Source organism: Nocardioides agariphilus (assembly GCF_015352445.1).
GTDB lineage: Bacteria > Actinomycetota > Actinomycetes > Propionibacteriales > Nocardioidaceae > Nocardioides > Nocardioides agariphilus.
Window position 1 is genome coordinate 131,378 of record NZ_JADKPO010000006.1, and the last position, 25,501, is coordinate 156,878.

23 protein-coding genes are annotated in these 25,501 nt (G+C 69.7%); 11 read left to right on the forward strand and 12 right to left on the reverse strand.

Annotated elements, in window-relative coordinates:
- The first annotated feature begins 15 nt into the window (after positions 1 to 15).
- Positions 16 to 879: a 2OG-Fe(II) oxygenase gene (locus ISU10_RS06390; protein ID WP_194695534.1), complete on the forward strand. Its 864-nt coding sequence runs from the start codon at positions 16 to 18 to the stop codon at positions 877 to 879.
- A 17-nt stretch (positions 880 to 896) separates the two neighbouring features.
- Here ISU10_RS06390 and ISU10_RS06395 read toward each other — a convergent pair whose 3' ends face one another.
- Both ISU10_RS06395 and ISU10_RS06400 read right to left on the reverse strand, forming a co-directional pair.
- Positions 897 to 1,619, reverse strand: a complete 723-nt coding sequence (locus ISU10_RS06395; RefSeq protein WP_194695535.1) for a VOC family protein — start codon at positions 1,617 to 1,619, stop codon at positions 897 to 899.
- Positions 1,616 to 2,839 carry an acyltransferase family protein gene (locus ISU10_RS06400; RefSeq protein ID WP_194695536.1) on the reverse strand — a complete coding sequence of 408 codons (1,224 nt, stop codon included), beginning with the start codon at positions 2,837 to 2,839 and terminating at the stop codon, positions 1,616 to 1,618. Before ISU10_RS06400 ends, ISU10_RS06395 begins: the two co-directional genes overlap by 4 nt.
- A gap of 143 nt (positions 2,840 to 2,982) precedes the next feature.
- Between ISU10_RS06400 and ISU10_RS06405 the strand changes: the two genes are divergently transcribed.
- Positions 2,983 to 3,864, forward strand: coding sequence for a PorA family protein (locus tag ISU10_RS06405; RefSeq protein WP_194695537.1), 882 nt, complete (start codon positions 2,983 to 2,985; stop codon positions 3,862 to 3,864).
- A gap of 5 nt (positions 3,865 to 3,869) precedes the next feature.
- On the opposite strand, the gene ISU10_RS06410 is transcribed toward ISU10_RS06405, so the two are convergent.
- The gene (locus tag ISU10_RS06410) at positions 3,870 to 4,592 is read right to left on the reverse strand and encodes a class I SAM-dependent methyltransferase (protein ID WP_194695538.1); all 723 of its coding nucleotides are present in this window, start codon (positions 4,590 to 4,592) and stop codon (positions 3,870 to 3,872) included.
- Positions 4,589 to 6,379, reverse strand: coding sequence for an ArnT family glycosyltransferase (locus ISU10_RS06415; protein ID WP_194695539.1), 1,791 nt, complete (start codon positions 6,377 to 6,379; stop codon positions 4,589 to 4,591). The genes ISU10_RS06410 and ISU10_RS06415 overlap by 4 nt, the downstream gene beginning before the upstream one ends.
- A 77-nt stretch (positions 6,380 to 6,456) precedes the next feature.
- On the opposite strand from ISU10_RS06415, the gene ISU10_RS06420 reads away from it, so the two are divergent.
- Positions 6,457 to 7,425 carry a glycosyltransferase family 2 protein gene (locus tag ISU10_RS06420; protein WP_194695586.1) on the forward strand — a complete coding sequence of 323 codons (969 nt, stop codon included), beginning with the start codon at positions 6,457 to 6,459 and terminating at the stop codon, positions 7,423 to 7,425.
- Complete coding sequence (locus ISU10_RS06425; RefSeq protein WP_194695540.1) at positions 7,425 to 10,283, forward strand: PQQ-dependent sugar dehydrogenase; 2,859 nt, start codon at positions 7,425 to 7,427, stop codon at positions 10,281 to 10,283. Before ISU10_RS06420 ends, ISU10_RS06425 begins: the two co-directional genes overlap by 1 nt.
- Before the next feature lie 46 nt (positions 10,284 to 10,329).
- Here ISU10_RS06425 and ISU10_RS06430 read toward each other — a convergent pair whose 3' ends face one another.
- A complete protein-coding gene (locus ISU10_RS06430) occupies positions 10,330 to 11,199 on the reverse strand; it encodes a class I SAM-dependent methyltransferase (RefSeq protein ID WP_194695541.1) in 870 nt (289 codons plus the stop codon).
- Positions 11,200 to 11,424: 225 nt separating this feature from the next.
- Between ISU10_RS06430 and rpsA the strand changes: the two genes are divergently transcribed.
- Positions 11,425 to 12,906: a 30S ribosomal protein S1 gene (gene rpsA / locus ISU10_RS06435; protein WP_194695542.1), complete on the forward strand. Its 1,482-nt coding sequence runs from the start codon at positions 11,425 to 11,427 to the stop codon at positions 12,904 to 12,906.
- An 84-nt stretch (positions 12,907 to 12,990) separates the two neighbouring features.
- On the opposite strand, the gene ISU10_RS22910 is transcribed toward rpsA, so the two are convergent.
- Positions 12,991 to 13,140 carry a hypothetical protein gene (locus tag ISU10_RS22910; protein WP_228499780.1) on the reverse strand — a complete coding sequence of 50 codons (150 nt, stop codon included), beginning with the start codon at positions 13,138 to 13,140 and terminating at the stop codon, positions 12,991 to 12,993.
- A gap of 93 nt (positions 13,141 to 13,233) precedes the next feature.
- Here ISU10_RS22910 and ISU10_RS06440 point away from each other — a divergent pair, with 93 nt between their 5' ends.
- The 3 genes from ISU10_RS06440 to coaE all read left to right on the forward strand — a co-directional run bounded on the left by ISU10_RS06440 (position 13,234) and on the right by coaE (position 15,433).
- The gene (locus tag ISU10_RS06440) at positions 13,234 to 14,211 is read left to right on the forward strand and encodes a GlxA family transcriptional regulator (RefSeq protein ID WP_370864853.1); all 978 of its coding nucleotides are present in this window, start codon (positions 13,234 to 13,236) and stop codon (positions 14,209 to 14,211) included.
- Between the two features lie 215 nt (positions 14,212 to 14,426).
- Positions 14,427 to 14,840: a MarR family winged helix-turn-helix transcriptional regulator gene (locus ISU10_RS06445; RefSeq protein WP_194695544.1), complete on the forward strand. Its 414-nt coding sequence runs from the start codon at positions 14,427 to 14,429 to the stop codon at positions 14,838 to 14,840.
- Positions 14,837 to 15,433, forward strand: coding sequence for a dephospho-CoA kinase (gene coaE / locus ISU10_RS06450; RefSeq protein ID WP_194695545.1), 597 nt, complete (start codon positions 14,837 to 14,839; stop codon positions 15,431 to 15,433). Before ISU10_RS06445 ends, coaE begins: the two co-directional genes overlap by 4 nt.
- Here coaE and ISU10_RS06455 read toward each other — a convergent pair.
- A complete protein-coding gene (locus ISU10_RS06455) occupies positions 15,411 to 16,439 on the reverse strand; it encodes a hypothetical protein (RefSeq protein ID WP_194695546.1) in 1,029 nt (342 codons plus the stop codon). The genes coaE and ISU10_RS06455 overlap by 23 nt on opposite strands.
- A gap of 75 nt (positions 16,440 to 16,514) precedes the next feature.
- Positions 16,515 to 17,471, reverse strand: coding sequence for a sigma-70 family RNA polymerase sigma factor (locus ISU10_RS06460; protein WP_194695547.1), 957 nt, complete (start codon positions 17,469 to 17,471; stop codon positions 16,515 to 16,517).
- A 226-nt stretch (positions 17,472 to 17,697) separates the two neighbouring features.
- Between ISU10_RS06460 and ISU10_RS06465 the strand changes: the two genes are divergently transcribed.
- Positions 17,698 to 18,606, forward strand: a complete 909-nt coding sequence (locus ISU10_RS06465) for a pseudouridine-5'-phosphate glycosidase (protein WP_370864855.1) — start codon at positions 17,698 to 17,700, stop codon at positions 18,604 to 18,606.
- A 464-nt stretch (positions 18,607 to 19,070) separates the two neighbouring features.
- On the opposite strand, the gene ISU10_RS06470 is transcribed toward ISU10_RS06465, so the two are convergent.
- From ISU10_RS06470 to ISU10_RS06480, 3 genes are all read right to left on the reverse strand, one after another.
- On the reverse strand, positions 19,071 to 20,222 hold the full coding sequence (locus ISU10_RS06470; RefSeq protein WP_194695548.1) for an MFS transporter: 1,152 nt from the start codon (positions 20,220 to 20,222) through the stop codon (positions 19,071 to 19,073).
- Between the two features lie 42 nt (positions 20,223 to 20,264).
- Entirely contained in the window at positions 20,265 to 21,626 is a 1,362-nt protein-coding gene (locus ISU10_RS06475; protein WP_194695549.1) for a DNA polymerase IV, read from the reverse strand.
- Between the two features lie 68 nt (positions 21,627 to 21,694).
- Entirely contained in the window at positions 21,695 to 22,351 is a 657-nt protein-coding gene (locus tag ISU10_RS06480; protein ID WP_194695550.1) for a LysE family translocator, read from the reverse strand.
- A 129-nt stretch (positions 22,352 to 22,480) separates the two neighbouring features.
- On the opposite strand from ISU10_RS06480, the gene ISU10_RS06485 reads away from it, so the two are divergent.
- Entirely contained in the window at positions 22,481 to 23,422 is a 942-nt protein-coding gene (locus tag ISU10_RS06485; protein WP_194695551.1) for a DUF4192 domain-containing protein, read from the forward strand.
- A gap of 44 nt (positions 23,423 to 23,466) precedes the next feature.
- Positions 23,467 to 24,930, forward strand: coding sequence for a glutamate-cysteine ligase family protein (locus tag ISU10_RS06490; RefSeq protein ID WP_194695552.1), 1,464 nt, complete (start codon positions 23,467 to 23,469; stop codon positions 24,928 to 24,930).
- A gap of 5 nt (positions 24,931 to 24,935) precedes the next feature.
- Here the strand turns inward: ISU10_RS06490 and ISU10_RS06495 are convergent, their stop codons facing one another.
- Positions 24,936 to 25,349 (reverse strand): hypothetical protein, encoded by a 414-nt coding sequence (locus tag ISU10_RS06495; protein ID WP_370864856.1) that lies wholly within the window; start codon positions 25,347 to 25,349, stop codon positions 24,936 to 24,938.
- Positions 25,350 to 25,501: the final 152 nt, after the last annotated feature.

A 25,501-nucleotide genomic window follows, 5' to 3' on the forward strand; every position in this document is an offset into this window, starting at 1 on the left:
GCGACGGTCAGAGACATGTCGGACGACGACACCCTGCAGGCCACCACCGTCGACTACGACCGGCTCGATCGCGACCTGCCGCAGCTACGGGCGTCCTACGCCGTCGCGACGCCCTTCCCGCACGTGGTCATCGACGGCGTGCTGGTGCCTGAGGTCTTCGAGCGGGCGGCCGAGGAGTTCCCAGCCATGCGGGACGAGAGCTGGAACGGCTACCTCCACGTCAACGAGACGAAGTACTCCAACACCTCGCCCGACACGTGGGGTCCCACGCTGCAGGCGGTGGCGCGTGAGTTCTGCTCGCCGCGGTTCGTCTCGTACCTCACGCGGCTCACCGGGATCGAGGAGCTGATCCCCGACTGGACGATGGACGGCGGGGGACTGCACCAGACTCTGCGTGGCGGACACCTCAACATCCATGCCGACTTCTCCACGCACCACACCCACGAGAACTGGGCGCGGCGAGTCAACATCCTGCTCTACCTCAATCGTGAGTGGCACGACGAGTGGGGCGGCCGGCTGGAGCTGTGGGACAAGGAGATGACCGCCTGCCAGGCCCGAGTCACCCCGGCCGGCAACCGGATGCTGGTCTTCACCACCTCCGACGACAGCTTCCACGGTCACCCCGACGGGCTGACCTGTCCCGACGACATGGCCCGGCGCTCGATGGCGCTCTACTACTTCACCGAGGAGGACCACGTCGTCCGGCGGTCCACCAACTACCGCGCCCGTCCAGAGGACGGGTGGCGCAGGATCGCGATCGGGGCCGACCGGGTCGCGCTCGACTTCTACGACCGCGCCAAGCGCCGCCTCGGCATCTCCGACGAGAAGGTGCAGTCGGCCCTGGCCCGCCTGCACCGCGTGCGCCGCAAGCGGGGGTAGTCGCGGGAGTCCGCTGCTCAGCCGACCGGGGTGAGTAGGCAGAAGGGATGCCCGTGCGGGTCGGCGTACACCCGCCAGTTCTCCCCGACGCCCGGCAGCCTGGTCGCGCCCAGTGCGAGGGCCGCCTCCTCCGCCGCATCGGCGTCGGCGCCGATCATGACGTCGAGGTGCAGCTGCTGGGGTCGGGTCGGGTCGGGCCACTGTGGCGACTGGTACTGCGCGACCTGCTGGAACATGACCCTCGGCTGGCCCTCCCTCCCGAGCAGCACACCGTCGGGTCCCTCGTAGCCCACTTCCAGCCCGAGCAGGCCGGAGTAGAAGCGGGCCAGGGCCGGCGGGTCACCGGTGTCGACGATCACCCCGGACACCCCAGGGCGCTCGACCTGGCCCCGGCTCAGGCAGAACGGGTGGCCGGCCGGGTCGGCCAGCACGTGCCAGCTCTCACCGTCGCGCAGTCGGGTGGCCCCGTGGAGCTCGGCGAGCTCGGCGGCCGCGTCGATGTCGGCGACCTGGAAGTCCACGTGCATCTGCTGCGGGTGAGCGGGGTCCGGCCACTGCGGTGCCACGTGGTCGAGCGCGCGCTGCACGCCGAACCGCCAGCCGTCGGGAGAGGTGAGCGTGACCCACTCGTCGTCGGCGTAGTGCTGGGTGAGCCCGGCCACTGCGACGTAGAAGTCGGCCAGGCCCTGGATGTCGGCCGCGTCCCAGACGACGGTCTTGAGCTGCCCCACCGCACTCATCGGCCGACCGACACCCGCTCGCGGACCTCGTCACGACCCCGCTTGGCCGCCTCCAGCAGCGCCGGCCCGATACCGCGGTCGAGCGCCTGCCACTTCTCCGACCGCAGCCAGCGCTGGGTGCGCCGCTCGATGAGCAGCTGCGCGGCGGTGGCGAGCACCAGGGTGAGCGCGTAGGCAAGCAGCGTCAGCTGCCACCACCGCAGGCCCATCTCGTCCTTGGAGAGGTACCAGAACAGGGGGTAGTGCCAGATGTAGAGCACCAGCGAGTAGCGGCCGGCCACCGCCAGTGGCGGCAGGCCGATCGTGTAGGTGAGCACAGTCGGCGGGCGTACGGCGAGCGTGGCCGCCAGCACCCACACGAACATGTCGATGTTGAGCAGCCAGCCCCCGAGCCCGAAGTAGCCGGACGGGTCGACGACCGCACCCAGCAGCGGCACCAGGAGGGCGCTGGCTGCGACGAGGACCGCTCCGGCATACCGCTGCAGGGTGTGCTGGTAGGCCTGGAGGTAGGGGAGGACCACGGCGGCCAGTGCGCCCCAGATCAGGCCGTCGGCGCGGGTCTGCAGGCTGATCAGGGCATTCCACTCACCCTGGGTGTTGTAGACGTGGCCGCGGTAGACCATGACGATGAGCAGGGCGAGGACCAACGCGGCCAGCAGGGCGGGGCGCCACCGGCCGAGCAGGAAGACCAGCAGCAGGATCAGGCCGATCACCCACAGGTCGGTGCAGACGTACCAGAGGTGACCGAGGTCGGGCCGGGCGGCGAGCGCGTTGTCGCGGACGTAGCCGTTCCACGTGTAGGTGACGATGTGGAAGGCCGACGCGCGCGTGTTGGTGTTCTGGTAGGCGACCAGCATGTTCCAGTTCACGGCCGTCAGCACCAGCACGACCAGCACCAGCGTGTAGACATGCGCAGAGATCCGGATCCAGCGGCGCAGCCAGGCGACTCCGGGCCGGAACCTGCCGGTGCGGTCGAGCTCGCGCAGCATGCCGCGGGTCGCCAGGAAGCCGCTGACGACGAAGAAGATCGTGACGGCGTAGTCGCCGCTGGACATCAGCCACTTGATCCCCGACCAGCCATCGACGCGCTCGGCGCCGGCCACGATCCAGGTGTGGGACAACAGCACCAAGATGATCGCGTAGCCCCGGATGCCGTCGAGCAGCCGGTCACGTGCCGCGCCCCGTGTCGCGGTCGCCGGCTCGACGCCCGTCATGGCCATGGCCGAACTCTAATCTCGCCGCGGCGTCGCGGCCGTAAGTCGGGCGCGACCCGCCCTGGGGGCGGGCGCTCGGAGGGGGGCGGACGCCCGCTCCGGTGCGCTAGTGTTCGGCGAATCTTGCAGGGATTACTGGGAGGTAACCGATGCGCAAGCTGGGGATGGTGCTGGCTGGACTCGGTGGCTTCCTGGTGATGCTGGCGATCCTGGCGAAGTTCTACGCGCCGGGCCAGCTGATGAGGACGCCGATCGACGTCGACTCGGTGACCAGCGCCTCCGGTGAGGCGGCCGTCGGGTCGAGTCCGGCCGAGCCCGTCAAGGGCACGCAGATCACCCGCGCCGACTCTGCCAAGTCCGACGGCGAGGTCGTCTCCTTCGTCAGCTCCAGCTGCCTGGTCTTCGACCGCGATGACGTTCCCGAGTGCGTCTCCGCGGACGACCCCGAGAATCGGCTGATCACGGCCAGCGTCGAGTACTTCGCGACCGATCGCGTCACGGCCGAAGCCGTCAACGATCCCAAGTACCTGCCTGCCACTGCCGAGAAGGTCGAGGGCCTGCAGAACAAATGGCCCTTCGATGTCGAGAAGAAGACCTACGGCTACTGGGACGGCACCGCCGGAGGGGTCTACCCCGCCGAGTTCGACTCGGTCGACAAGATCGACGGCGTCGAGGTCTACAAGTTCCACCAGGTCGTCGAGGACGCGCCGATCGAGGTCACCGACGGCGTGCAGGGCACCTACAGCACCGACAAGTACATCTGGGTGGAGCCGGTGACCGGGTCCATCGTCAACCAGACCTACCACCAGGTGCGGTTGACCGACACGGGCGAGAACTTCATCGACCTCACGCTGGGCTTCACGCCCGAGGAGGTCCAGCAGAGCATCGACGACGCCAAGAAGAACAAGGACAGCATCAACTTGGTGCGTTCGACCGTCCCGCTCGTCGGGTTCGTGGTCGGCATCCCCGCGCTCCTGATCGGCCTCGTCCTCACCGTTCGCGGCAAGTCGAGCAAGAAGAAGGCCGCCTAGCCCGCTCAGGCGCGCTTGAGGGCGGCAGCGAAGACCGACGACCCGAACGGCACGTCCGTACGTCTGAGCAGCCAGCCGTCGGCCCGGCTCAGCCCGACCAGGGTCCGCTCGGCCGCCGGTGGCAGGCGGGGGACGGTCACCACGTCCTGCACACCCGCGGTTCGCGGCCGGACCCGCTCGGCAAGCCTCATGGCCAGCCGGTTCGCGGCGAAGATCGGGAAGATGCTGGCGAACGCGTAGGACGATCGCAGCACCTCGTAGCCGGCAGTCTCCAGACCATCGCAGAGCCGACCGCGCGTGTAGCGACGCCGATGGTCGTTGTGCACGTCATGATCGGTCCACGCCCAGGTGTACGCCGGCACCGAGACGAGCAGTCGGCCTCCCGGCCGTAGGACCCTGCGCAGCTCGGTCAGCACCGCATCCTCCTCGTCGCAGTGCTCGATGACGTCGAACGCCCCGACGACATCGAAGGCGTCCGCGCGGAAGGGCAGCTCGGCGATATCGGCCAGGACGCCGCTGCCGGGGGCAATCCCTCGTGGGTCGATGTCGACGGCGAACCGCCTCACCCCGCCGTCGACCCATGACACGCTCGGCCCGTCGGCGCTGCCGACATCGAGCATCAAACCGGTGCGCCCGGCGAAAGGGGCGAAGAACTCACCGAGCAACCGCTCGCGGGCGACGTACCACCAGTAGTCGGGAAGCTGGAGCGATGGAGAGCCGGCGCTCATGCCGTGCAGACCGTGTAGCTGCCCGTGCCGTTGAAGGCCACGAAGAGCTTGGACTTGTACGCCGAGGTGGCCACGTGCACCGCCCCGGCCTCCACCGGCCACTCGCGCAGCGACGAGTCCTCGTCGCCGCGCTGGAGCCTCGTCTTGACCAGGGTGGAGTTGCTCCACACCACGATCTCGTTGCCCAGGTCGCTGTCGATCTCGATGATCGGCTCGGCTGCGGTCGCGGTGAACTCGTGGCAACCCGAACTACTGGTGTCGTCCTGGTCGTCGACGCCCTCCAGCCCGCTGAAGACGCGTACTCCACCGGGCCGGGCCAACCGGAAGTCCTTGTCGGCCACCCCGACGTAGAACTGGCCCTCGGCCTCCAGTCGCCACCGCGGGTCGGCATCACGATCAGGGAGCGCGTCGCGGATCTCCTCGGAGGCGACGTAGGAGGGGCGGAAGTCGACGTCGATCGGGCTGAGCTGCACGTCGTTGAGGATCTGCTCGCCGTCCTCGTGTGCGTCGCGGATACCGAGCAGGATCTCGTCGTTGGCGCTGGTGATCAGCGCGAAGTCGTCGTGCCATTTCTGCAGCTCGTTCCAGCCGTGCAGTACGTAGGCCGAGAAGAGCACGAGCGCGAGGGCACCCACGGCCGCCGGCGTCCGTCGTACGTTGTCGATGGCCACCTCGAAGCTCAAGCAGATGGCCGGCGCCAGCAGGACCAGGTTGACATAGGCGTAGTGGCTGGTGCCGAGCTGTTCGGGACCGAACCCGTAGCGGCCGACGCTGACCACGACGAGCTGGAACAGATCCGCCAGCAAGCCGGCCCCGGCCAGCGCGACGAGGCTGCGGTGCTCGATGCGAGCGACGAACAGGCACGCCAGGAGCACACCAAGCAGCACCGGTCCCGCGCCCTCGAGACCGATCCCCCCGTCGAGGGTCTGGACGAGCCCCGTCCACACGTAGCTGGGGATTTGGGTCGGCTCGAGGTCACTGCTGCTCGGCGTGATCTGGTCGCGGTGTAGGAGGTACCACGTCGCCCATGCCACTGCGGCCGGCGCGACGGACAAGATGCCCACCCGCCAACCTCGCTGGGCGATGCCGAACAGCCCGACCAGCACGAGCACGGCAACGCCTGTCGTGGAGAACATGACCGCGACCAGGAGGCACCCGGCTGCGAGCAGCCCGGCACGGAGTCCGGGCTCCACGCGCACGAGCGCATAAGTGGCCAGTAGCCCGAACAGCAAGGAGCCGACGTGGTTCATCGTCGCGGGGAAGATCATGGCGTTGGCACCGGCCCCGAAGAACGCGATCAGCAGGGAGGTGCCGACCGCGGCCCAGGCTCGAGCGCCGAGGCGGCGCAGCACCAGGTAGGACGTCCACGCAACCAGGAGGTGCATGGCGATCTCGACCGTGGCGTAGGGGACGAAGCTGCGCAGCCCGAAGACCTCGAACACCGCCCGGTAGACGAGGACGTGCATGGTGAACCAGTGGGCGTTGTGCGGGGCGAACAGCCCCACGTCCTCACCCGGGATGATGCCGCGCCTGAAGAAGAGGTCCCAGTCATCGGCCCAGAACCAGATCTTGTCGGTGAAGTGCAGCAGCTCGACCGCGGCGACCGCGAGCGCAACGAGGACCACGAGGGTCGGCAGCGCTGCCGTCAGTCCGGCGCGGCTGGGGAGCCGTGGACGCCGAACGCGTTGCAGCGACAGTCTGGCGACCCGGCGGGCCGGATGCTTGCTCGGACGTCGGTGGGGTCGGCGGCTGTCGGCTCGCTCGGTGGTGGGGGAGTTGGCCGACATGGCCCCAGAGTTTCGCACAGCGCGCCTGCCGGGCTCCCGAGTCGGCGGACGGTCACATCTACAATCGCCGCGTGCCGATGGAGGACGGGGACGACCCGCGCCCACTCGTGAGCGTGGTCGTGCCGGCCTTCAACGAGGAGGACGTGCTGCCGTTGCTCGCCGCCAGGCTGCGCCCTGTCCTCGACGCCACGGGCCACGACTACGAGGTCGTGCTGGTCGACGACGGCAGCACTGACCAGTCGGCCGCGGTGGTCGTCGGGCTGCGGCGCGGCTGGCCGCAGCTACGACTGGTCTCGCTGCGGGTCAACGCCGGTCACCAAGCAGCGCTGTCCGCGGGTCTGCGACGCGCCCGCGGCGACTACGTCGTGACACTGGACGCCGACCTGCAGGATCCACCCGAAGCCATCGGCGAGATGCTCCAGGCCGCTCTGGCCGGCCATCTCGACGTCGTGTACGGCATCCGTTCGGACCGATCCAGCGACAGCCGCTTCAAACGGGGCACCGCCGCCATCTTCTACCGCGTGATCGCTCGCCTCACGGGTGGTGCCGGCCCGAGCCAGGCAGGCGACTACCGCCTGATGTCGCGGGCGACCGTCGAGGCGGTCAACTCTCTGCCCGAGTCGGGACGAGTGCTGCGGTTCGTGGTGCCGGCTCTCGGCTACCCATCCACCTCGGTGTCCTACCGGCGAGAGGCCAGGGCGGCCGGCCAGACGAAGTACGGCCTGTGGCGAATGGTTCGGCTGTCCCTCGACTCGATCACCGCGGTCTCCATGGCGCCGCTGCGGCTGGCCACGCTGACGGGCCTGCTCGGCGGGCTGCTGGCCGTCGTGGTCGGCATCTCCACGCTCGTCTCCCACTGGACCGGCCACACCCTCCCGGGCTGGACCTCCACCGTGGGCATCGTGTCCGCGTTCAGCGCCCTGCAGCTGGTCTGCCTGGGCATCATCGGTGAGTACCTCGGGCGTGCCTACACCTTCCTCCAGGACTGGCCGACCTACTCGGTCGCCTACGACTCCGCCGAGTCCGATCCGCACCCGGGGCCGTGATGCGCTCGCGCTCAGTGGTGGGCGGGCTCGTCGCAGCACTCGTGCTGACGGCGGTGGCCGTGGCCCCCGGCGAGGCGACGCCGATCGGGCCCGCGGCGTTCACGCGGGTTCTGGCCTCCCAGCCGGCGCCGACCTTGCGGCCCTGGTCGGCACGACCGGGGACCAAGGTCGTGGTCACTGGTCGGCTCGGCACCCACCTGGTCCGCAAGGTGCTCCTGCAGCGGAAGGCTGGCCAGCTCTGGCGCCGGGTCGCCCGTGCCACGACCGACTCGACGGGTCGCTACCGGTTCGGCTACACCGCCCCAGGTTCCTCCACGCGCCTGCGCGTGAAGGCTCTCGCCTTCGACAGGCGAGGACGGCACTACGGCCAGCTCGTCACGGCGAGCTCGAAGCTGCTGATCCGGACCGTCAGCGTCCGGCTGCCGTCCACGGCGACGGGCGGCGGACCGTCACCTGTCGCCGTGGTGCGGGCGACCGGAGTGGCCAAGGGGGTGGCCGCCACGCTCCAACGCCGGACCGCCACGACGTGGCACGACGTCGCTGCCAAGGACCTGGACGCCACCGGGGTCGCGCGCATCTCGATCCCGCTCGGCGACCTCGGCACGGGCCGCGCCGCGTTGCGTGTCGTCGTACGTGGGGCGGGTAGGACCGCGGCACGCGCGCTCGACGTGCTCCCACCCGGCAGGATCTTGCAGCCGGGGGACGACGACGTGGTCGACGGGCCGTTCGACGCGGTCGTCGAGGTGGCGGACGGACTGACGCCGACTCGCGTCCAGCTCTACGTCGACGGCTTCGCGATGCCTGACGCCCAGCCCGTTGCGGGCCAGCCCGGGCGCTGGTCGGTGACCCTCGACCCCGCCTCCGCCGGCGTCGACCGCCGGCACGTCGACGTGGTCGCGCGTGTCACCACCACGGCCGGCTCGGCCCTGACCGAGCCGGTGCGCATCGACCTGCTGCCGTCACTGGGTGGGCTGCCCGCCGGCTTCCGCCTCGACACCGTGGCGTCCGGCTTCGACCTGCCGACCTCGTTCGCGGTGATCGACCAGCACCGCGTCCTGGTCGCCGAGAAGGCCGGACTGGTCCGTCTCGCCGTCGACGGGGTGATCGCGCCGACGCCAGTGCTCGACCTGCGCGACGCCGTGGCCGACATCTTTGACTCCGGCGTGCTCGACGTCGTGCTCGATCCCGACTTCGCCGACAACGGCTGGTTCTACGTCGCCTACGTCGCCGACGACGGTGGTGCCGACGTCTACCGCACACAGCGCGTCGTCCGTTACACCCTCGACGGGGACGTGGCTGCCGCGACGAGCGCCCACGTGGTGCTGGGGGGCGTGCCGGTGTCGGTCTGCAAGGCCGACCCGACGACGGCCGGGTGCATGCTCAACCGGCTCGGCATGCACACCGTCGACGACCTGCTGTTCGCGCCCGACGGGTCTCTGTTCGTCTCGGTGGGCGACGGCTCAGCAGGCGAGCCGACCGGCGCGCTCGCGGCGCAGGATCTCGACGAGCTGGCCGGCAAGGTCCTGCGCATCGACCCGTCGACGGGCCTCGGCCTGGCCGGCAACCCCTTCTACGAGGCCGGCGCACCGGGGTCCAACCGCAGCAGGGTCTATGCCTACGGCTTCCGCAACCCGTTCCGGATGGCGCTGACGTCGTCCGGTGACCTTTACGTCGGCGACGTCGGAGAGGTCGCCTGGGAGGAGGTCGACCACGTCGTCTCCGGCAGCAACTACGGATGGCCCTGCTTCGAGTCGACGTCGCCCGGCACCGCACCCGATGCCCCCGAGTGCGCCGGGATCGTCAACACCGAGCCCCTGCTGGCCTACCCGCACGTCGACTTCGCGGGTTCGGTGACTCTCGGCGTCTTCAACGGCAGTGGCGCCTACCCGACGGCCTACGACGGGAAGCTGTTCCTGGGCGACTACACGTCCGGACGCGTGTGGACGCTGGACACCTCGGCCCCTCGCCTCGAGGACTTCGGCACCCCTCCCGGACTCGGTGCGGGAGTCTTCTACGGCATCGGACCCGATGGAGACGTCTGGTTCTCCGACATCTCCTCGGGCAGCATCCGCCGATTCGTCTACGACCCCGACCAGGCCAGCTGCCCCTCGGGCCAGTTCCTGATGGAGACCTTCGCCAACCGGACCTTCCAGGACGAGGCCGATGGGGATCCGTGGGTGTCGTCGTGCGTGGGGAGGCCGCCGTCCGGCCCCGACCTCCTCGCTCCAGGTGACCCCAACCAGGGCCAGGGCTGGTCGATGCGGTGGTCCGGAACGCCGCAGCTGGCGCCCGGCACCTACCGGCTCACCGCCAAGAGCAGCGGCACCCTCGTGGTCCGGGTCGACGGGACCGTGGTGCCCGACGGCGGCGCGTTCACGGTGGCGGGCACCGATGTCAGCGAGTCAACCGCGGACGTGCTCGTCACCCTCGCCAACAACCCCGACTTCGACGACGACCCGTACTTCGTGAACTTCGACTGGGGCTACCGACTTTCCTGGGAGCGGGTCGGGTCCGCGCCCGACGTCCAGCTCCACGAGGTCGGCCAAGGTGGGGTCGTCGAGCCCGGCAGCACGGTCGGGTGGACGGTGTCGGCCAGCGATGCCGAGGACGGCGCCCTCGATGGCAGCCATCTGCGGGTCACGGTCACGCTGCTCCACTACGGCACGGGCAGCCCGCATCGGCACCCCTCCGGCGCGTTCGCAGGCTCCACCGGCTCCACGGTGCTCGACGACGACCACGCTCCCGGCAAGATCGCTTACCGGCTGGTCGGCGTCGCCACCGACTCCAGCGGTTGGGTCGCCGAGTCTGACCCTGTCTACGTCTGCCTCGACGGCGGCAAGGTCGGCCCCTGCGGCTGAGCCTGGAGCTCTCCTCCGAGTTGCTCGAACTGTCGGCGCTCGCGGATCAGGGGAGCAGGCGCGCGCCGAAGATCGCCGTACCTGGAGTGAACTGACCGCGCACTCCGGACCAACCGCCCCAGACCCGGTCGTGGCCCTCGGGCCATTCGGGCTCGAGGAGGGTGTCGATGAAGAAGCCGTGAGCGGCCAGGAGCGCGACCCAGTCGCCCAGGGTGCGGTGGTGCTCGACGTAGGCCACCTCCCCGGACGCGTCGTCGATCTCGACGTACGGTCGCCGGTCCCAGTAGCTCTGGCTGGCGACCAGGCCGGCCTCGCCGGGGTCGTCGGGGAACATCCACCGGGTCGGGTGCGTGATCGAGAACGCGAACCGACCGCCCGCGCGCAGTACTCGTGCGGCCTCTGCGACCGCGTCGTCGATGTCGGCGACGAACTGCAGCGCGCCGAACGAGCAGAACACCACGTCGAACGACCTGGCAGCGAACGGCAGCTGGGTCGCGGTGCCGAGCACGGAAGGTACGACGACGCCCGACTCCTCGTCGATGCGCCGGGAGTGCTGCAGCTGGCGCATGGACAGGTCCAGGCCGACCGGACGCCCGCCCTGCGCGCGGACCCAGCGCGAGCACTGCCCGGCCCCCGAACCGACCTCCAGCACGTCGAGTCCAGCGACGTCACCGAGCACCCGCAGGTCGCCCTCGGTGTGGCCCTCGGGACCCCACACGAACCCGATGTCGCCGAGGAACTCCCCGTGCGTCGCCTGGTACTCGTCGGCGTACCTGTCCCAGTCGGGCCCGTTGGCCCGGCGCGACTCGATCTCGCTCACGGGCCGCCGCTCGACGCGGACGCTGGGAGGCTGATGGGGGTGATCAGGAGAGTTGACGGGGTACGACGAGCCCGTCGCGTCACTGGCGGCCGTCACGGGCCGAGCGTACGCCGGTTGGACCGCTGGTCGGTCGCCCGCGTAGACTCGGCCGCTGCGCCAGGCGTCTGCTGGGTTCCCGGACCGAGCGGACCCCAGCTCGCTACTTGCGCATCGTTCGCCCAGTGGTCTGACCCGGTCCGGCCCCACGAACACCGTCGGTGGTGAAACAGGCTCCTGCGCGTGCCCGCACGATATCTGTCCACCCAAGGGAATCCCTCTTATATGACGAGCAGCACCTACGCCTCCACGCTTGCCGACTACGACGCGCCCCAGGTGGCCGTCAACGACATCGGCTCGGAGGAAGACTTCCTCGCCGCGATCGACGAGACCATCAAGTACTTCAACGACGGTGACATCGTGGATGGCACCATCGTCAAGGTCGACCGGGACGAGGTCCTGCTCGACATCGGCTACAAGACCGAGGGTGTCATTCCCTCGCGCGAGCTCTCGATCAAGCACGACGTCGACCCCAACGAGGTCGTCTCCGTCGGCGACAAGGTCGAGGCCCTGGTCCTCCAGAAGGAGGACAAGGAAGGCCGCCTGATCCTGTCCAAGAAGCGCGCACAGTACGAACGCGCCTGGGGCACCATCGAGCAGGTCAAGGAGGAGGACGGCGTCGTCGAGGGCACCGTCATCGAGGTCGTCAAGGGCGGCCTGATCCTCGACATCGGCCTGCGCGGCTTCCTGCCGGCCTCGCTGGTGGAGATGCGTCGCGTGCGCGACCTCCAGCCCTACGTCGGCCAGACGCTCGAGGCGAAGATCATCGAGCTCGACAAGAACCGCAACAACGTGGTGCTGTCGCGTCGCGCGTGGCTGGAGCAGACCCAGTCCGAGGTGCGGCACGGGTTCCTCACCCAGCTGCAGAAGGGCCAGATCCGCAAGGGTGTCGTGTCCTCGATCGTCAACTTCGGTGCGTTCGTCGACCTCGGCGGCGTCGACGGTCTGGTGCATGTCTCCGAGCTGTCCTGGAAGCACATCGACCACCCCTCGGAGGTCGTGGCCGTCGGTGACGAGGTCACCGTCGAGGTGCTCGACGTCGACATGGACCGCGAGCGGGTCTCGCTGTCGCTCAAGGCGACGCAGGAGGACCCCTGGCAGCACTTCGCCCGCACCCACCAGATCGGCCAGATCGTGCCGGGCAAGGTCACCAAGCTGGTGCCCTTCGGCTCGTTCGTCCGCGTCGAGGAGGGGATCGAGGGTCTGGTGCACATCTCCGAGCTGGCCGAGCGCCACGTGGAGATCCCGGAGCAGGTCGTCCAGGTCGACGACGACGTGATGGTCAAGATCATCGACATCGACCTCGAGCGTCGCCGGATCTCGCTGTCGCTCAAGCAGGCCAACGACACGGCTGCTGCCACCGAGGTCGAGGACTTCGACCCGACGCTCTACGGCATGGCGGCGACCTACGACGCCGAGGGCAACTACGTCTACCCCGACGGCTTCGACCCCGAGACGGGCGAGTGGCTCGAGGGCTTCGACGAGCAGCGCGCGGCCTGGGAGGAGCAGTACGCCCGGGCGCACGAGCGCTGGGAGGCCCACGTCAAGCAGCAGGCGGAGGCCAAGGTGGCCGAGGCCGCCGCGAGCGAGCCGACCTCCTACTCCTCCGACTCCGGGGACGACGCCGCGGTCGAGGAGACCTCGGGCAGCCTGGCTTCCGACGAGGCCCTGCAGGCGCTGCGCGAGAAGCTCACCGGCGGCAACTGACGCACGCACAGCAACAGGCCCGGCCACTCCCCGTGAGTGGCCGGGCCTGTGCTTTGCCCCCGTGGCGCTGGATCGATGACGTCGTCACCGGCCGGCGGCGGGAGAGGCGAACTGCGGGTCCTGGAAGTGGGACTGAGGCGGAGCGGCCGGGCCGCGTCCGTCGTGGAGGAGCAGGTCGATCGTCCGGGCGGCCAGCGCGGCGGCGATCACGAGGATGATGAGCAAGTAGGTCATGGCAGTAATCATGCAGTCATCGCGATCCTGCCACGAGTGGCAGGAAAGACACCTATAGTTGATTTTCTGCCAAGGTTGCGGCACCCTGAGTGCGTGCCGAAGCCGACCTCCCTGCCGCTCGTCAACAAGGTCGCCGTGATCGTCCAGGACAACGCCGAGCCGTTCGGTCTCGGCGCACTGGTGGAGGTGTGGGGCGAGCCCGAGCACCCCGAGGACCAGGCGCCGGTCTTCGACTTCCAGGTCTGCACGCCCCGCCCGGGTCGCGTCAAGGGCAGGTCCGACTACGACCTGTTCGTCGAGCGCGGGCTGGAGGCCACCCTCGATGCAGACCTGGTGTGCCTGGCACCCCACTACGACTTCCTCGACCACGACCCAACCGTGATCGAGGCGATCCAGGCAGCCGATGCGCGCGGCGCGATGCTCTACGCGCACTGCTCGGGCACTTTCGAACTCGGCGCCGCGGGTCTGCTCGACGGCCGCGAGTGCACGACCCACTGGCGATACACCAGCCTGCTGGAGAAGATGTACCCCGAGGCCAAGGTGCGTCCCGACGTCCTCTACTGCCACGACGACAACGTCATGACCGGGGCCGGCTCGGCGGCTGGCATCGATGCCTCCCTCCACCTGATGCGCGACCTCTACGGCGCGCGAGTGGCCGCCACGGTGGCGCGTCGCATCGTCGTGCCACCCCACCGTGACGGGGGTCAGGCCCAGTACATCCAGCACGCCGTCGCCGAGTGCGACACCGAGACCTTCGGCCCGCTGCTCGAGTGGATCCTGGGCCACCTCGAGGAGGACCTCGACGTGCCGACCCTGGCCCACAAGTCGCTGATGTCCCCGCGCACCTTCGCCCGTCGCTTCCGCGCCGAGACCGGCGCGACCCCCCACTCGTGGGTGACCCAGCAGCGGGTGTTGCGCGCCGAGCAGCTGCTCGAGGAGACCGACCGGCCGGTGGAATGGATCGCCGACCAGGTCGGCTTCGGCAACGCCGCGGCCCTGCGTCACCACTTCACCCGCGTGCGCGGCGTCTCTCCCCAGCAGTACCGCCGAACCTTCAGCCGCACCGCCTGACCCCCAACCGCGATTCGTCAGCGATCCTGCGGGTAGCTGCAGCGGAGCGGACCCTGACGAATCGGTGGTCAGGCGGCGGCGAGAGCTCGCGCACGCCCAGGTGCCGTGACCACATCCATGCGACCGCCCTTTCTGAGGTCTCCCGGAAGTCTGGTGAAGATGCTGAGGATACCTCATCATGAGGTATCCAGTGAAAGTGCCGTTATGCTGCCTGCATGCACCAGCCCGAGACGACCGGCGACCTGCTGATGGGTACTGCGCGCCGGTTGCGCCGCGAGTTCGGCACAGCGTTGGTCCACGATGGGGTCACCCCGGCTCAGGCCAGGGCGCTGCGCAGCGTCATGGAGGCGGGTGCGCTGCGCCCCTCCGCACTGGCTGAGCACCTCGACATCGCCGCTCGCTCGGCGACCGAGGTGGTCGACGCACTCGAGGAGCAGGGGCTGGTCGAGCGGCGCCCCGACCCGGACGACCGCCGGGCGACCCTGGTCACACCCACGCGTGCGGCCAAGACCGAGCTCGCCCAGGTGGATCGCCTGCGCCGGGCCCAGACCGAGCGCTTCCTCGCGGTGCTCAGCGATGCCGACCGGGCGGAGCTGGACCGAATCCTGCGGATCCTGGTGGACCAGTGAGGGTGGGACTGACCGGGGGAGTGGCCTCCGGCAAGAGCACGGTGTCGGCGATGCTGGCCGAGCTGGGTGCGGTGGTCATCGACGCCGACGCGCTCGCTCGTGAGGTGGTAGCACCCGGCAGCGACGGCCTTGCTGCCGTCGTCGACGTCTTCGGGCTCGAGGTGCTCGGGCCAGACGGGGGCCTGGACCGACCCAAGCTGGGCGCGATCGTGTTCGCCGATCCCGACAAGCGCAAAGCGCTGGAGGCGATCGTCCACCCGCGGGTCCGGGCGCGCGCTGCCGAGATGGAGGCTGCGGCACCTCCGGGAGCGATCGTCGTGCACGACATCCCGCTGCTCACCGAGACCGGGCAGGCTCCGACCTTCGACGCGGTCGTCGTGGTCGACGTACCCGTCGAGGTACAGGTCGACCGGATGGTCCGGATCCGGGGGATGCGTCCCGAGGACGCCCGTGCCCGGGTCGCCGCCCAGGCGCGTCGAGAGGATCGCCTGGCTGTCGCGACCTACGTCATCGACAACACCGCGAGCCTCGAGGACCTCAGAGCGCAGGTCGAGCAGGTCTACGCCGAGCTCAGCGAACGATCGAGTCCCTGACGATCTTGCGTTCGCCGAGGAAGAAGATGCCGGGGCTGTTCTCGAACCCGTCGCTCGGGTTGTTCTTCAGCTTGGAGGACCGGATCACCAGGTCGCCGGTGCGGTCGTTGCTGACGAAGAAGATCGCGCCGCCTCCCTCGCGCGCGTGGTTGTCGGTCATGGTGGAGCCCGCGACGAGCACGTTGACGTCGTTGCCGTCCGCATAGATCGCGCCTCCCGACCCACCACCTGGCGTGCCCGGCCGTGCCGGGTTGGCCCCGCGGCCGATCGCCCGGTTGTCGGTGAAGGTGCTGTTGTACACCTCCCACGACACCCCGATGCTGCTCAGCGCGGCCCCGTTGCTGCAGCGGCCGCCGGTGAAGCGACTGTTGACCACGTAGACCGGCAGGCCGTGGTACTGGGACAGCGCGCGGACGGCGGCACCGCCCAGGTCGGCGCCGGTCCGGTCGCAGCGGTTGGCGTCGAACGCGACGTCGACGATCTTGAGCCGACCCCCGCGGACGAACACCGCACCGCCGCCACCGCCCTCGTAGGTCAGTCCCGTCGAGTCCCCGTCGGTGAGCGTCAGGTGCTGCAGCACGAGCTTGGGCGAGGCCTGGTCGTCGCAGTGGTCGGTGGTCCAGGTCTGCCTCTGGTCACAGGAGTTCTGGTACAGGATCCGGCGCTGACCGCCCCCGCTCAGTGTCACCAGCCCGCGTCCGTCGAGCACCACTCGCCTGCTGGTGTTGACGACCTTCGCTGTGCGCGTCATCACGATGGTGATCGGGTCAGGGCCGCACCGGAACCTGATCACACCACCTCTGGCGACGGCGCGTACGACGGCGCGCGACGTGCAGCTGGCCGGCGTGCCGTTGCCGACCCACCGGTCCGGCTGGGAGGTGTCGACCGCTCGCGCCGCCTTGGGCACCGGCACGGGTGAGCCCGGGTCGGCGTACGAGGGATGAACGCAGGCAAGCAGCCCGGAGAGGGCGAGGCTCGAGACCAGCAAGCGCCTGAAATGCGGCATGGGACCGACCCTAGAACGGGTCGGTCCCACACCGGGTGCTGCCTGTGCTGGATCAGGCAGCCAGATGAGGCCCGATCATGCGGCCAGATCGGGGTCGCCGAGACGACGCAGCTTCTGCAGCGCCTCACGCTCGAGCTGACGGACCCGTTCGGCGGAGATGCCGTGCTTGGCGCCGATGTCGGCCAGCTTGTGCTGACGGCCGTCGGTGAGTCCGTAGCGCGACCGGATGATGTCGGCTGCGCGCTCGTCGAGCGTGTCGACCAGAGCATCAAGCCGCTGGCGGGCCTCGATGTCGAGGAAGGACAGGTCGGGACCTGGCGCGGTCTCCTGGGCCATCAGGTCGCCCAGCGAGGTGTCTCCGTCCTCGTCGACGGGCGTGTCGAGACTGACGTGGTCGCGACCCCAGGCCATCAGGTCCAGAACCCGGTCGATGTCCATGCCCAGCTCGGTCGCGATCTCCTGCGGGTCGGGCTCACGGCCGAGCTGACGCTCGAGCGTCCGACGGGCGCTGCCGACCTGGTTGAGCTCCTCGACCACGTGGACCGGCAGCCGCACCACGCGCGCCTGCTGCGCGATGCCACGGGTGATGGCCTGGCGAACCCACCAGGTCGCGTAGGTCGAGAACTTGTAGCCCTTGGTGTAGTCGAACTTCTCGACGGCCCGGATCAGGCCGGTGTTGCCCTCCTGGATCAGGTCGAGCATCGGCATCTGGGCGCGGCCGTACTTGCGGGCGATCGAGACGACCAGGCGCAGGTTGGCGGTGATGAACTGGTCGACGGCCTTGCGGCCTTCCTCGGCGAGCCACTCGAGCTCTTCTCGGGTCGCGTGGCCGGGGGCGCCGCCCTTCTTGCGACCCACGCGGTCGGTGGCGAGCAGGTGCTCAGCCATCAAGCCGGCCTCGATGGTCTTGGACAGCTCGACTTCGGTCTCGGCGTCGAGGAGGGGGTTGCGCGCGATCTCATCGAGGTAGAGGCCGACGCTGTCGCGTCCCTCGATCTCGCGGGTCCCGGCGGTGGTGGTGCGGGTAGCCATGGGGAACCTCTCTCCTGCTTTGCATGTGTGGCGGCCAACGATCAATTCGTGTCGCTGCCGTCACGGTGGTCACAACGTCTGACGGGACCGCGAGATTCCCTGGTAGGGGTTATTCGGAGCCGTCACCTGCACAGACGTGTGAGCGTCCCGTTGAGTTGCCAGGGCGGCGAACTCTCAGGGACTTCTCAGGGGTACCCAGGCGGATGGCAGGCGATACCTTCTCCCGGTGGTGAGCGCGATGCTGGTGGCCGAGCAGGTTCGTGAGGCCCTGGCCGGGGGCATTCCGGTCGTCGCGCTGGAGTCGACGATCTTCACCCACGGGCTGCCGCGCCCGCGCAACGTCGAGGTGGCACTGGCCGCCGAGGAGTCGCTACGGAGCGCCGGCGTCGTGCCAGCGACGATCGGCGTACTCGCGGGAGTCCCGACCGTGGGGCTGAGCACCGATCAGATCCGGTCCCTGGGTGCCGATGACGACGTGATGAAGGTCAGCCTGCGCGACCTGCCGATCGCCTCAGCCAAGGGACTCTCGGGCGGCACGACGGTCGCGGGCACGGCGTTCCTGGCCGCGAGGGCCGGCATCCCTGTCTTCGCGACGGGCGGGCTCGGTGGGGTTCACCGCGGCGCCTCCGAGACCTTCGACGAGTCGGCCGACCTCCCCGTGCTGGCGCGGACCTCGATCCTGATGGTCTCGGCAGGCGTGAAGTCCATTCTCGACATCGGCGCGAGCCTCGAGAGGCTGGAGACCTTGTCGATCACGCTGGTCGGCTACCGCACCACGAAGTTTCCGGGCTTCTACCTCGCCGACTCCGGCTTCGCCATCGACTACTCGGTGGACGACGCCCACGAGGCCGCCGACCTCGTGCGGGCCCGCGACGAGCTCGGCGCACCGGGCGCGATCCTGGTCGCCAACCCGGTGCCGGCCGAGCACGAGCTCGATCCCGCCGAGCACGATCGGGTGCTGCAGGAGGCCTTGGCAGCCATGGACGCCGCAGGGATCGGCGGGCACGACGTGACGCCCTACCTCCTCGACCACGTCCAGCGAGCTACCGGCGGCCTCAGTCTCGACGTCAACGTGGCGGTCTACGAGAACAACGTGCGCCTGGCAGGCGAGATCGCGACCGCGCTCGCGGGCTAGACCGCTTCTCCACAGACGGGCGCACGTCCTGTGGACCGAGCGCCCCGGGCTGTGGACTGATGTGGGTGATTCTGTGGACTCACCTGTTGACGACCAGATCGGTCCAGAAAGTCGTGGTGAACCTCTTGCGAGAGGTCGCCCAACCCACGTAGAACTCTCCCTACCAACTCACCGCTTGCGGGGAGATGGGGAACCGACAGGAGCGGAGATCCGCACCGCAGTCGGTCTCTTCGGAGGCCAATCGCGGCACCAGCCCGGTGACGGGGGTGGTGGGATCCGAGACCCGGTCGGGGAGACCGAAGTGTCACCGAACTGGTCAAGCCGAGGGGCCCTGCGATGCTCATACCATCGCCGGGCCCCCCCCACTTTCCGAGCCAGCTTGCGCGCCCATCGTCTCGGGACGTGCGCCGCCGTCGCAAGTCGCGCTCGTGAACTCTGCGTGACCGTCGAGAGTGCCCGCCTCGCTACTCCCTGCTCCAGATCGTCGGGTACGCGAGCGCTGCCGCCAGACCCATGGCGACCACGAGCAGCGCCAGCACTGTCACGAGTGCTGCCATCGAGGCGACTCCCGAGCCCACGGCAACCAACGCGTAGAGCGCGATCGCTGCGACGTCGCTGAGCAGACCTGCCACCGATGTCACCGTGGCACGGGCGCGGCCCCGGATGCGGTGTTGCAGGTCGGTCTCGGCGACCACGATCGCGGCCTGGAGCACGCCGTACCCCGCGGCTATCGCCACGAACCCGGCTGGTCGGGCGGAGGCGGCGCCGGCAGCGACCAGCAGCCCGGCGCAGACGAGAACCGGACCGGTGCGGTGGAGGGGGAGCCGCGGTGCCAGCGCCGCCCCCAGCGCCTGAGCCGCGACCGTGAGCGCGACCAGCAGGGGTACGGCGGTCAGGGGGGCGCCGAGCTCGGCGGCGAGCAGCCCGAAGTACTCGTCGAAGGCCAAGAACGCCGGCACCAGTGCGGCGAGCAGCACTGTGCGCGCCAGGCGTGGGTGCAGGGACTCCGCGAGGCCGGACCGGAGCATCGCGACATACCCACCAGGGCCCGTCTCCCCGCCGTCGTCGGAGTCTGAGTGGGACCGTGGCGCGTCAGGGGGAAGTCCGATGGCCAAGGCGGCGGCCATGGCGCACACGGCGACACTGGCCCAGCCCGCGCCTGTCAGCCCCCAGGTCGCGACGATCGGTGTCGCGGCAGCCGTGGCCAGGAGGTTGAGGACCAGCGCCGACGTCTGCCCGGCGGAGATGACCCGCCGATAGGACGCCGCGTCGTCGCGGTCGTGGAGGTGGTCGTAGACGTAGGCCTCGTAGGTACCCGAGACGAGCGAGGAGCTGAGACCCCAGAGCACGAACCCGCCGGCGAAGGAGGCGTAGGTCGGCAGGCCGCTCCAGAGCGCGAAGCAACAGCCGTAGAGTCCCGCGGCCAGCACCAGCAGGCTGCGACGCGACACGGCGTCGGCCCACGCGCCGGACGGGATCTCGAGCACCACGTGCGTGCCCGACCAGATGACGAACAGCGAGGAGACCTGGGCGGTGCTGAGCCCGGCGTCGACGAACAGCAGGGCGTAGACCGGAAAGACGGGGATGAGCTCGCGGAGGGCGGCGTAGGCCACCACGCGCCATGTGAAGCTGTCGGGTCGTGGGACCCGCGGGTGATGTCAGCGATGTCGTTCGGGCATGTCGGGCACTGTAGCCCCGGTCGTGGGCTCTGGTCTCCAGGGTTTGAGCTCGGGCTCGTCGATCGGGTAGCTGCGCACGGGACCGGGTGTGGTCTGCGCGGTCTCGAAGCGGACCGTCACCACGCCTCGGCCCGAGCCCCAGACCCAGCCACGGCCCATGGTGGCGTGCTCGACGTCCATGCCGGGTGCCCAGGTCACAGGGATGGTCGAGCTTGTCGAGACCACGTCTGCGTCGGGGAGGGAGGTGGCCTCATCCGCGTCACCGACGTTGTCGCCGAACAGGTCCTCCTGGATCCAGTCGGCGAGCCCCGACACGCCGACCCCCAGCAGGCGCACGCCACCGGTGGTGTCGAGGTCGGCAAGGAGGCCGACCGCCAGGCGTCCGATCGTGGCGGCGACATCAGTGGGCGAGGAGAGCGTGGTGGAGCGGTTCATCGTCGTGAAGTCGTGGAGCCGCACCTTGATGGTGACGGTGCGTCCGGCCAGGCCGCTTGCCCGCAGCCGCTCCGAAACGCTGCGGGCCTGGCGGGTCAGCAGGGCCGCCATCAGCTTGCGATCGGTGAGGTCGGTGTCGTAGGTGCCCTCGACGCTGACCGACTTGGTCTCCCTCTCCGAGACCACGGGGCGGTCGTCGCGAGCGTGACCGAGCTCGTGGAGGGAGTGGCCGTGGGCGGCGCCGACGATCCGCACCAGCTCGTCCTCGCTCACGGTCTCGAGGTCGGCCACGGTGTGGACGCCCGCCCGCCTCAGTCGCTCGGTGGTCGCCGGTCCCACTCCGGGGATCACCGACACGTGCATCGGACGGAGCAGGTCCATCTCGGTGCCGGGAGGTACGACGACCAGGCCGTCGGGCTTGTCGAGGTCGCTGGCGACCTTGGCGATGAACTTCGAGGTGCCCAGGCCCACCGACGCCGTCAGCCCGCCGGTGACCTCCGCGACCTGCCGACGCAGGCGCTCGGCGACCTCGGTCACCGTGTCGATCTCGAGGTCGGGCAGCCCCGCGGCCGCGAGGTCGACGAACGCCTCGTCGAGCGAGAGCGGCTCGACCAGGGGAGAGGTCTCGCGCAGGAGGGTCATCACCGCCTCGCTGGTCGAGCGGTAGGCGTGGAACCGGCCGCTGAGGAAGGCCGCATGCGGACAGCGCGCCCGCGCCTCCCTGGTCGACATGGCCGAGCGGACGCCGTACTTGCGGGCCTCGTAGCTCGCCGTCGACACCACGCCACGGCCACCCACGCCGCCGACGACGACGGGCTTGCCCCGCAGGGAGGGCTTGTCGCGTTGCTCGACCGCGGCGAAGAACGCGTCGAGGTCGAGGTGGAGCACCGAGGCGACCTGACGCATGGCGGCAACGTAGACCCTGGCACCCCCGGCCATGCGGGCTCGGGTCACCCCCGGTCGACCACGCGCGGTCAGGCAGGACCCTCTCCGGTCAAGGCCAGTCCGACCCCGAGCCCGATCATCGACACGCCACCTGCGGCACCGACGGCCTCGCCTCGGCGCGGCGACCCGAGGAACCACGACCGCAGCTGGCTGGCCACGATCGCCCACACGCTGTCGGAGACCATGCCGATCGAGAAGGCCAGCAGCCCGAGCAGCAGCAGCTGTACCTGGATGTGACCGGCGCTGCGGTCGACGAACTGGGGGAGGACGGCGGCCAGGATCATGTAGGCCTTCGGGTTGGTGACCCCGACGACGAAGCCCTGCCGGATGGCGCGTCGCCAGTCCATCGGGGGCCTGCTCGGCGACGACGATGCGGCCGGGTCCCGGGGCAGGAACTGCTTGCGGTGTCGCACTGCCTCGATGCCGAGGTAGACCAGGTACGCCGCGCCCGCCAGCTTGAGCACGTTGAAGACGATGATGGACTCCTCCACGACCACGCCGAGCCCGAAGGCGACCAGCACCACGATCGTCAACAGCCCCAGGGAGTTGCCTGCGACGCTGGCCAGGGCGACCCCGCGGCCGTAGGCCAGAGCCCGTCCGATCACGAAGATCACGCTGGGACCCGGGATGACGATGAGCACCAATGCGGCCAGTCCGAAGGCCAGGACCTGGTTGAGGGTGAGCACCCGCCCACGCTAGTCGTGTCGCGTCGCGAGCCCCTCTGACGTCCACCGGGAGAGTTCCCGTCTGCGTTTCCCACAGAGCCGGGCGAGAGCTCGTCGCTTCGTCGGTGCGCACAGCGAGCGTGGTGCGTCATGACGACCACAGCCTTCGCCGACCTCTCGATGACCGTCCGCACCCCCGACGACATCCTTGCCGCCATACCGATCGTCCTCGGCTTCGTGCCCGAGGAGTCGGTGGTCATGTTGACCTCTGGTGGCAGGGACCCGTTCCACGCGCGTGTCGACCTACCGCTGAGGTCGGGTGATCGGCGTGACTGTGCCGACGAGCTGTTGCGGCCGGTCCTGCGTCACGCTGTCTCCGGAGTGGTGTTCGTCTTCTACACGGAGTCTCCCGGCGTCGCTGCGTCGTGTGCCGAGGACCTCGTCCGCACCTTCGAGGCAGAGCGGGTCCAGATCATCTCCCTCCTCCGCAGCGACGGGAGTCGGTGGTTCAGGGTGCCGACCCGGGCCGTCCTGCCCGAGTCGCCTGGCGTGCCCTACGACGTCTCGGGCCACGCCTTCACCGCTCGTGCGGTCGCGTCAGGAAGGGTGACGCGCCGCTCCCGGTCCGAGCTGGCCGCGACGGTGACGGCCGACCACGCCGCCTCGCGCGCGGTCGCCAAGGCTCGCAGGCGTCTGGCCGACCAGCTTGCGCCTGACGAGCCCGCGTGGCTGATCAGCAGTCTCGAGAGCCTGGTCGCGTGCGAGGGTCGTCCAGCGCCGCCCGTCGCCGCGCGGCTGCTGCGCGCCATCGAGGACGACACCTGCCGCGACGAGCTCCTCGGTGGTCTCGATCGACCCGCCGCCGAGAGGCTGGTGCCGGTCCTGTCGGCTCTGGTCCGTGCCGCGCCGCCGGATGCCCTCGCGCCCGTCGCCTCGGTCCTCGCCTTCGCCGCCTGGCTGGCCGGAGACGGCGCCCTCGCCTGGTGCGCCCTCGACCGTGCCGCGGAGGGGGCGACCGAGTGCACGTTGGCCCGGCCAGTAGCCGAGGCACTCCAGCGCGCACTCCCGCCCAGCGTCTGGGAGCGGCGGTGAGCGCGCCACTGCCCAAGCCGTCGCATCCGCCCTAGGGTCGGCTCATGGGCGAAGACGTCGACGCACAAGAGTTCTCGCGCGCAGACCGCACCCGCTACCGCGAGAAGGTCCACCGTTGTCTCGACACCTTCGCCCGGATGTTGGGCGAGCACCAGTTCGACACCGATGACCCGATGACAGGGCTCGAGGTCGAGCTCAACCTGGTCGACGAGCTCGGTGACCCGGCCCTGAAGAACGCCGAGGCGCTCGCGGCGATCGCCGACCCGGCGTTCCAGACCGAGCTGGGGCAGTTCAACATCGAGATCAACGTCCCTCCGGCCAAGCTCAGGGAGGGCGGTCTGGCGACCTTCGAGGACAGCCTGCGACGCAGTCTCAACGACGCCGAGGCCAAGTCTGCGGAGGTCGGCGCCCACCTGGTGATGATCGGCATCCTGCCGACCCTGCAAGACGGTCACTTCAGCCCGGGCCACATGAGTGCCAACCCGCGGTATCGGCTGATCAGCGAGCAGATCCTGGCTGCGCGCGGCGAGGACATCCACATCGACATCACCGGACCCGAGCGCCTGGTGACGACCGCTGACTCGATCCTTCCGGAGGCCGCCTGCACCAGCACGCAGTTCCACGTGCAGACCTCGCCAGACCAGTTCGCGGCCTATTGGAACGCCTCGCAGGCCATCTCGGCGGTGCAGGTCGCGCTGGGCGCCAACGCTCCCTACGCCTTGGGCAAGCAGCTGTGGCGGGAGACCCGGATCCCGATGTTCGAGCAGGCGGCCGACACGCGCAGCGAGGAGCTCAAGGCCCAGGGGGTCCGTCCGCGTGTCTGGTTCGGCGAGCGGTGGATCACCTCGGTCTTCGACCTGTTCGAGGAGAACGTCCGCTACTTCCCGGCACTGCTGCCCATCACAGACGACGAGGACCCGGTGTCGGTGCTCGAGGGAGGTGGCACGCCGCAGCTGTCGGAGCTCAGGCTCCACAACGGCACGATCTACCGCTGGAACCGGCCGGTCTACGACATCCAGGGCGGGCGGCCCCACCTCCGCGTCGAGAACCGCTGCCTACCGGCCGGGCCCACCGTCGCCGACCTGATGGCCAACGCGGCGTTCTACTTCGGTCTCGTGCGAACCCTGGCCGAGAGTGACCGCCCGCTGTGGTCGCAGATGTCGTTCAAGGCGGCCGAGGAGAACTTCGAGGCCGCCGCGGAGCACGGCATCGACACGGAGATCTACTGGCCGCAGGTGGGCCAGGTGCGCGCGACCGAGCTGACGTTGCGACGGCTGTTGCCGATGGCCCAACACGGGCTCGACTCGTGGGGGGTGCCCAGCGCCGAGTCCGACCGCCTGCTCGGCATCATCGAGCAGCGCTGCCTGACAGGGATGAACGGCGCCGAGTGGTTCGTGCGCAAGATGGCCGACCGCGGCGACCAGGAGCGGTTCGAGGCCCTCCGCAACGTGTTGCTCGAGTATCGCGAGCGCATGCACACCAACGAGCCCGTGCACACCTGGACCTAGGGACCTCAGCGCTGACGCAGCCTGACCCAGGTGCGTCCGACGTCCGACCGCGGGTCTCGCCAGCCTCTGCGCGTGACGACGACGTAGCGCAGATCTCGACCCGCCTCGCCGTCGAGCGAGGCGACTGCCCGCAGCCACGCCAGGTCGACGTCTTGGACCTCGAGGTCGCCCGACCTGGTGAGCCAGGCCATGGGGGAGGTGCCCGCGGCCCGCCGCAGCAGCGCGGACAACAGCTCGGCTCTCAGCGCGTCGTCGAGACTGTCCTCCTCGACCACGCGGCCGGTCTCGGGCCGTCCAGGGCCGCCGAGGTGAAGCACCGCAGGGAACCGTCGGCGACGTTCGTCCGCCTTGTGCTGCAGCACGAGGCGCCGCAACAGCGCTTGGTCCCGCGCCGAGACGGGCTCCTCGATCGGCTGCACCGGGAGAGGTTCCCCCACGTTGCCGACTCCGGGCATCGGCTGTCCACAGGTTCCCGGCCGCCGACCGCACGCGCTACGGTGCCGATGAGGTCGGCGTACGTGCGTCGAGCCGAACATGGAGCCGAAGATCGAGCCGAACGTTGAGCCGAACG

Bases quoted from the DNA above. Each gene is read 5' to 3' on its own strand.
- ISU10_RS06390 (WP_194695534.1), top strand. From the start codon at position 16: ATGTCGGACGACGACACCCTGCAGGCCACCACCGTCGACTACGACCGG.
- ISU10_RS06395 (WP_194695535.1), bottom strand. From the start codon at position 1,619: ATGAGTGCGGTGGGGCAGCTCAAGACCGTCGTCTGGGACGCGGCCGAC.
- ISU10_RS06400 (WP_194695536.1), bottom strand. From the start codon at position 2,839: ATGGCCATGACGGGCGTCGAGCCGGCGACCGCGACACGGGGCGCGGCA.
- ISU10_RS06405 (WP_194695537.1), top strand. From the start codon at position 2,983: ATGCGCAAGCTGGGGATGGTGCTGGCTGGACTCGGTGGCTTCCTGGTG.
- ISU10_RS06410 (WP_194695538.1), bottom strand. From the start codon at position 4,592: ATGAGCGCCGGCTCTCCATCGCTCCAGCTTCCCGACTACTGGTGGTAC.
- ISU10_RS06415 (WP_194695539.1), bottom strand. From the start codon at position 6,379: ATGTCGGCCAACTCCCCCACCACCGAGCGAGCCGACAGCCGCCGACCC.
- ISU10_RS06420 (WP_194695586.1), top strand. From the start codon at position 6,457: ATGGAGGACGGGGACGACCCGCGCCCACTCGTGAGCGTGGTCGTGCCG.
- ISU10_RS06425 (WP_194695540.1), top strand. From the start codon at position 7,425: ATGCGCTCGCGCTCAGTGGTGGGCGGGCTCGTCGCAGCACTCGTGCTG.
- rpsA (WP_194695542.1), top strand. From the start codon at position 11,425: ATGACGAGCAGCACCTACGCCTCCACGCTTGCCGACTACGACGCGCCC.
- ISU10_RS22910 (WP_228499780.1), bottom strand. From the start codon at position 13,140: ATGACCTACTTGCTCATCATCCTCGTGATCGCCGCCGCGCTGGCCGCC.
- ISU10_RS06445 (WP_194695544.1), top strand. From the start codon at position 14,427: ATGCACCAGCCCGAGACGACCGGCGACCTGCTGATGGGTACTGCGCGC.
- ISU10_RS06455 (WP_194695546.1), bottom strand. From the start codon at position 16,439: ATGCCGCATTTCAGGCGCTTGCTGGTCTCGAGCCTCGCCCTCTCCGGG.
- ISU10_RS06460 (WP_194695547.1), bottom strand. From the start codon at position 17,471: ATGGCTACCCGCACCACCACCGCCGGGACCCGCGAGATCGAGGGACGC.
- ISU10_RS06475 (WP_194695549.1), bottom strand. From the start codon at position 21,626: ATGCGTCAGGTCGCCTCGGTGCTCCACCTCGACCTCGACGCGTTCTTC.
- ISU10_RS06485 (WP_194695551.1), top strand. From the start codon at position 22,481: ATGACGACCACAGCCTTCGCCGACCTCTCGATGACCGTCCGCACCCCC.
- ISU10_RS06490 (WP_194695552.1), top strand. From the start codon at position 23,467: ATGGGCGAAGACGTCGACGCACAAGAGTTCTCGCGCGCAGACCGCACC.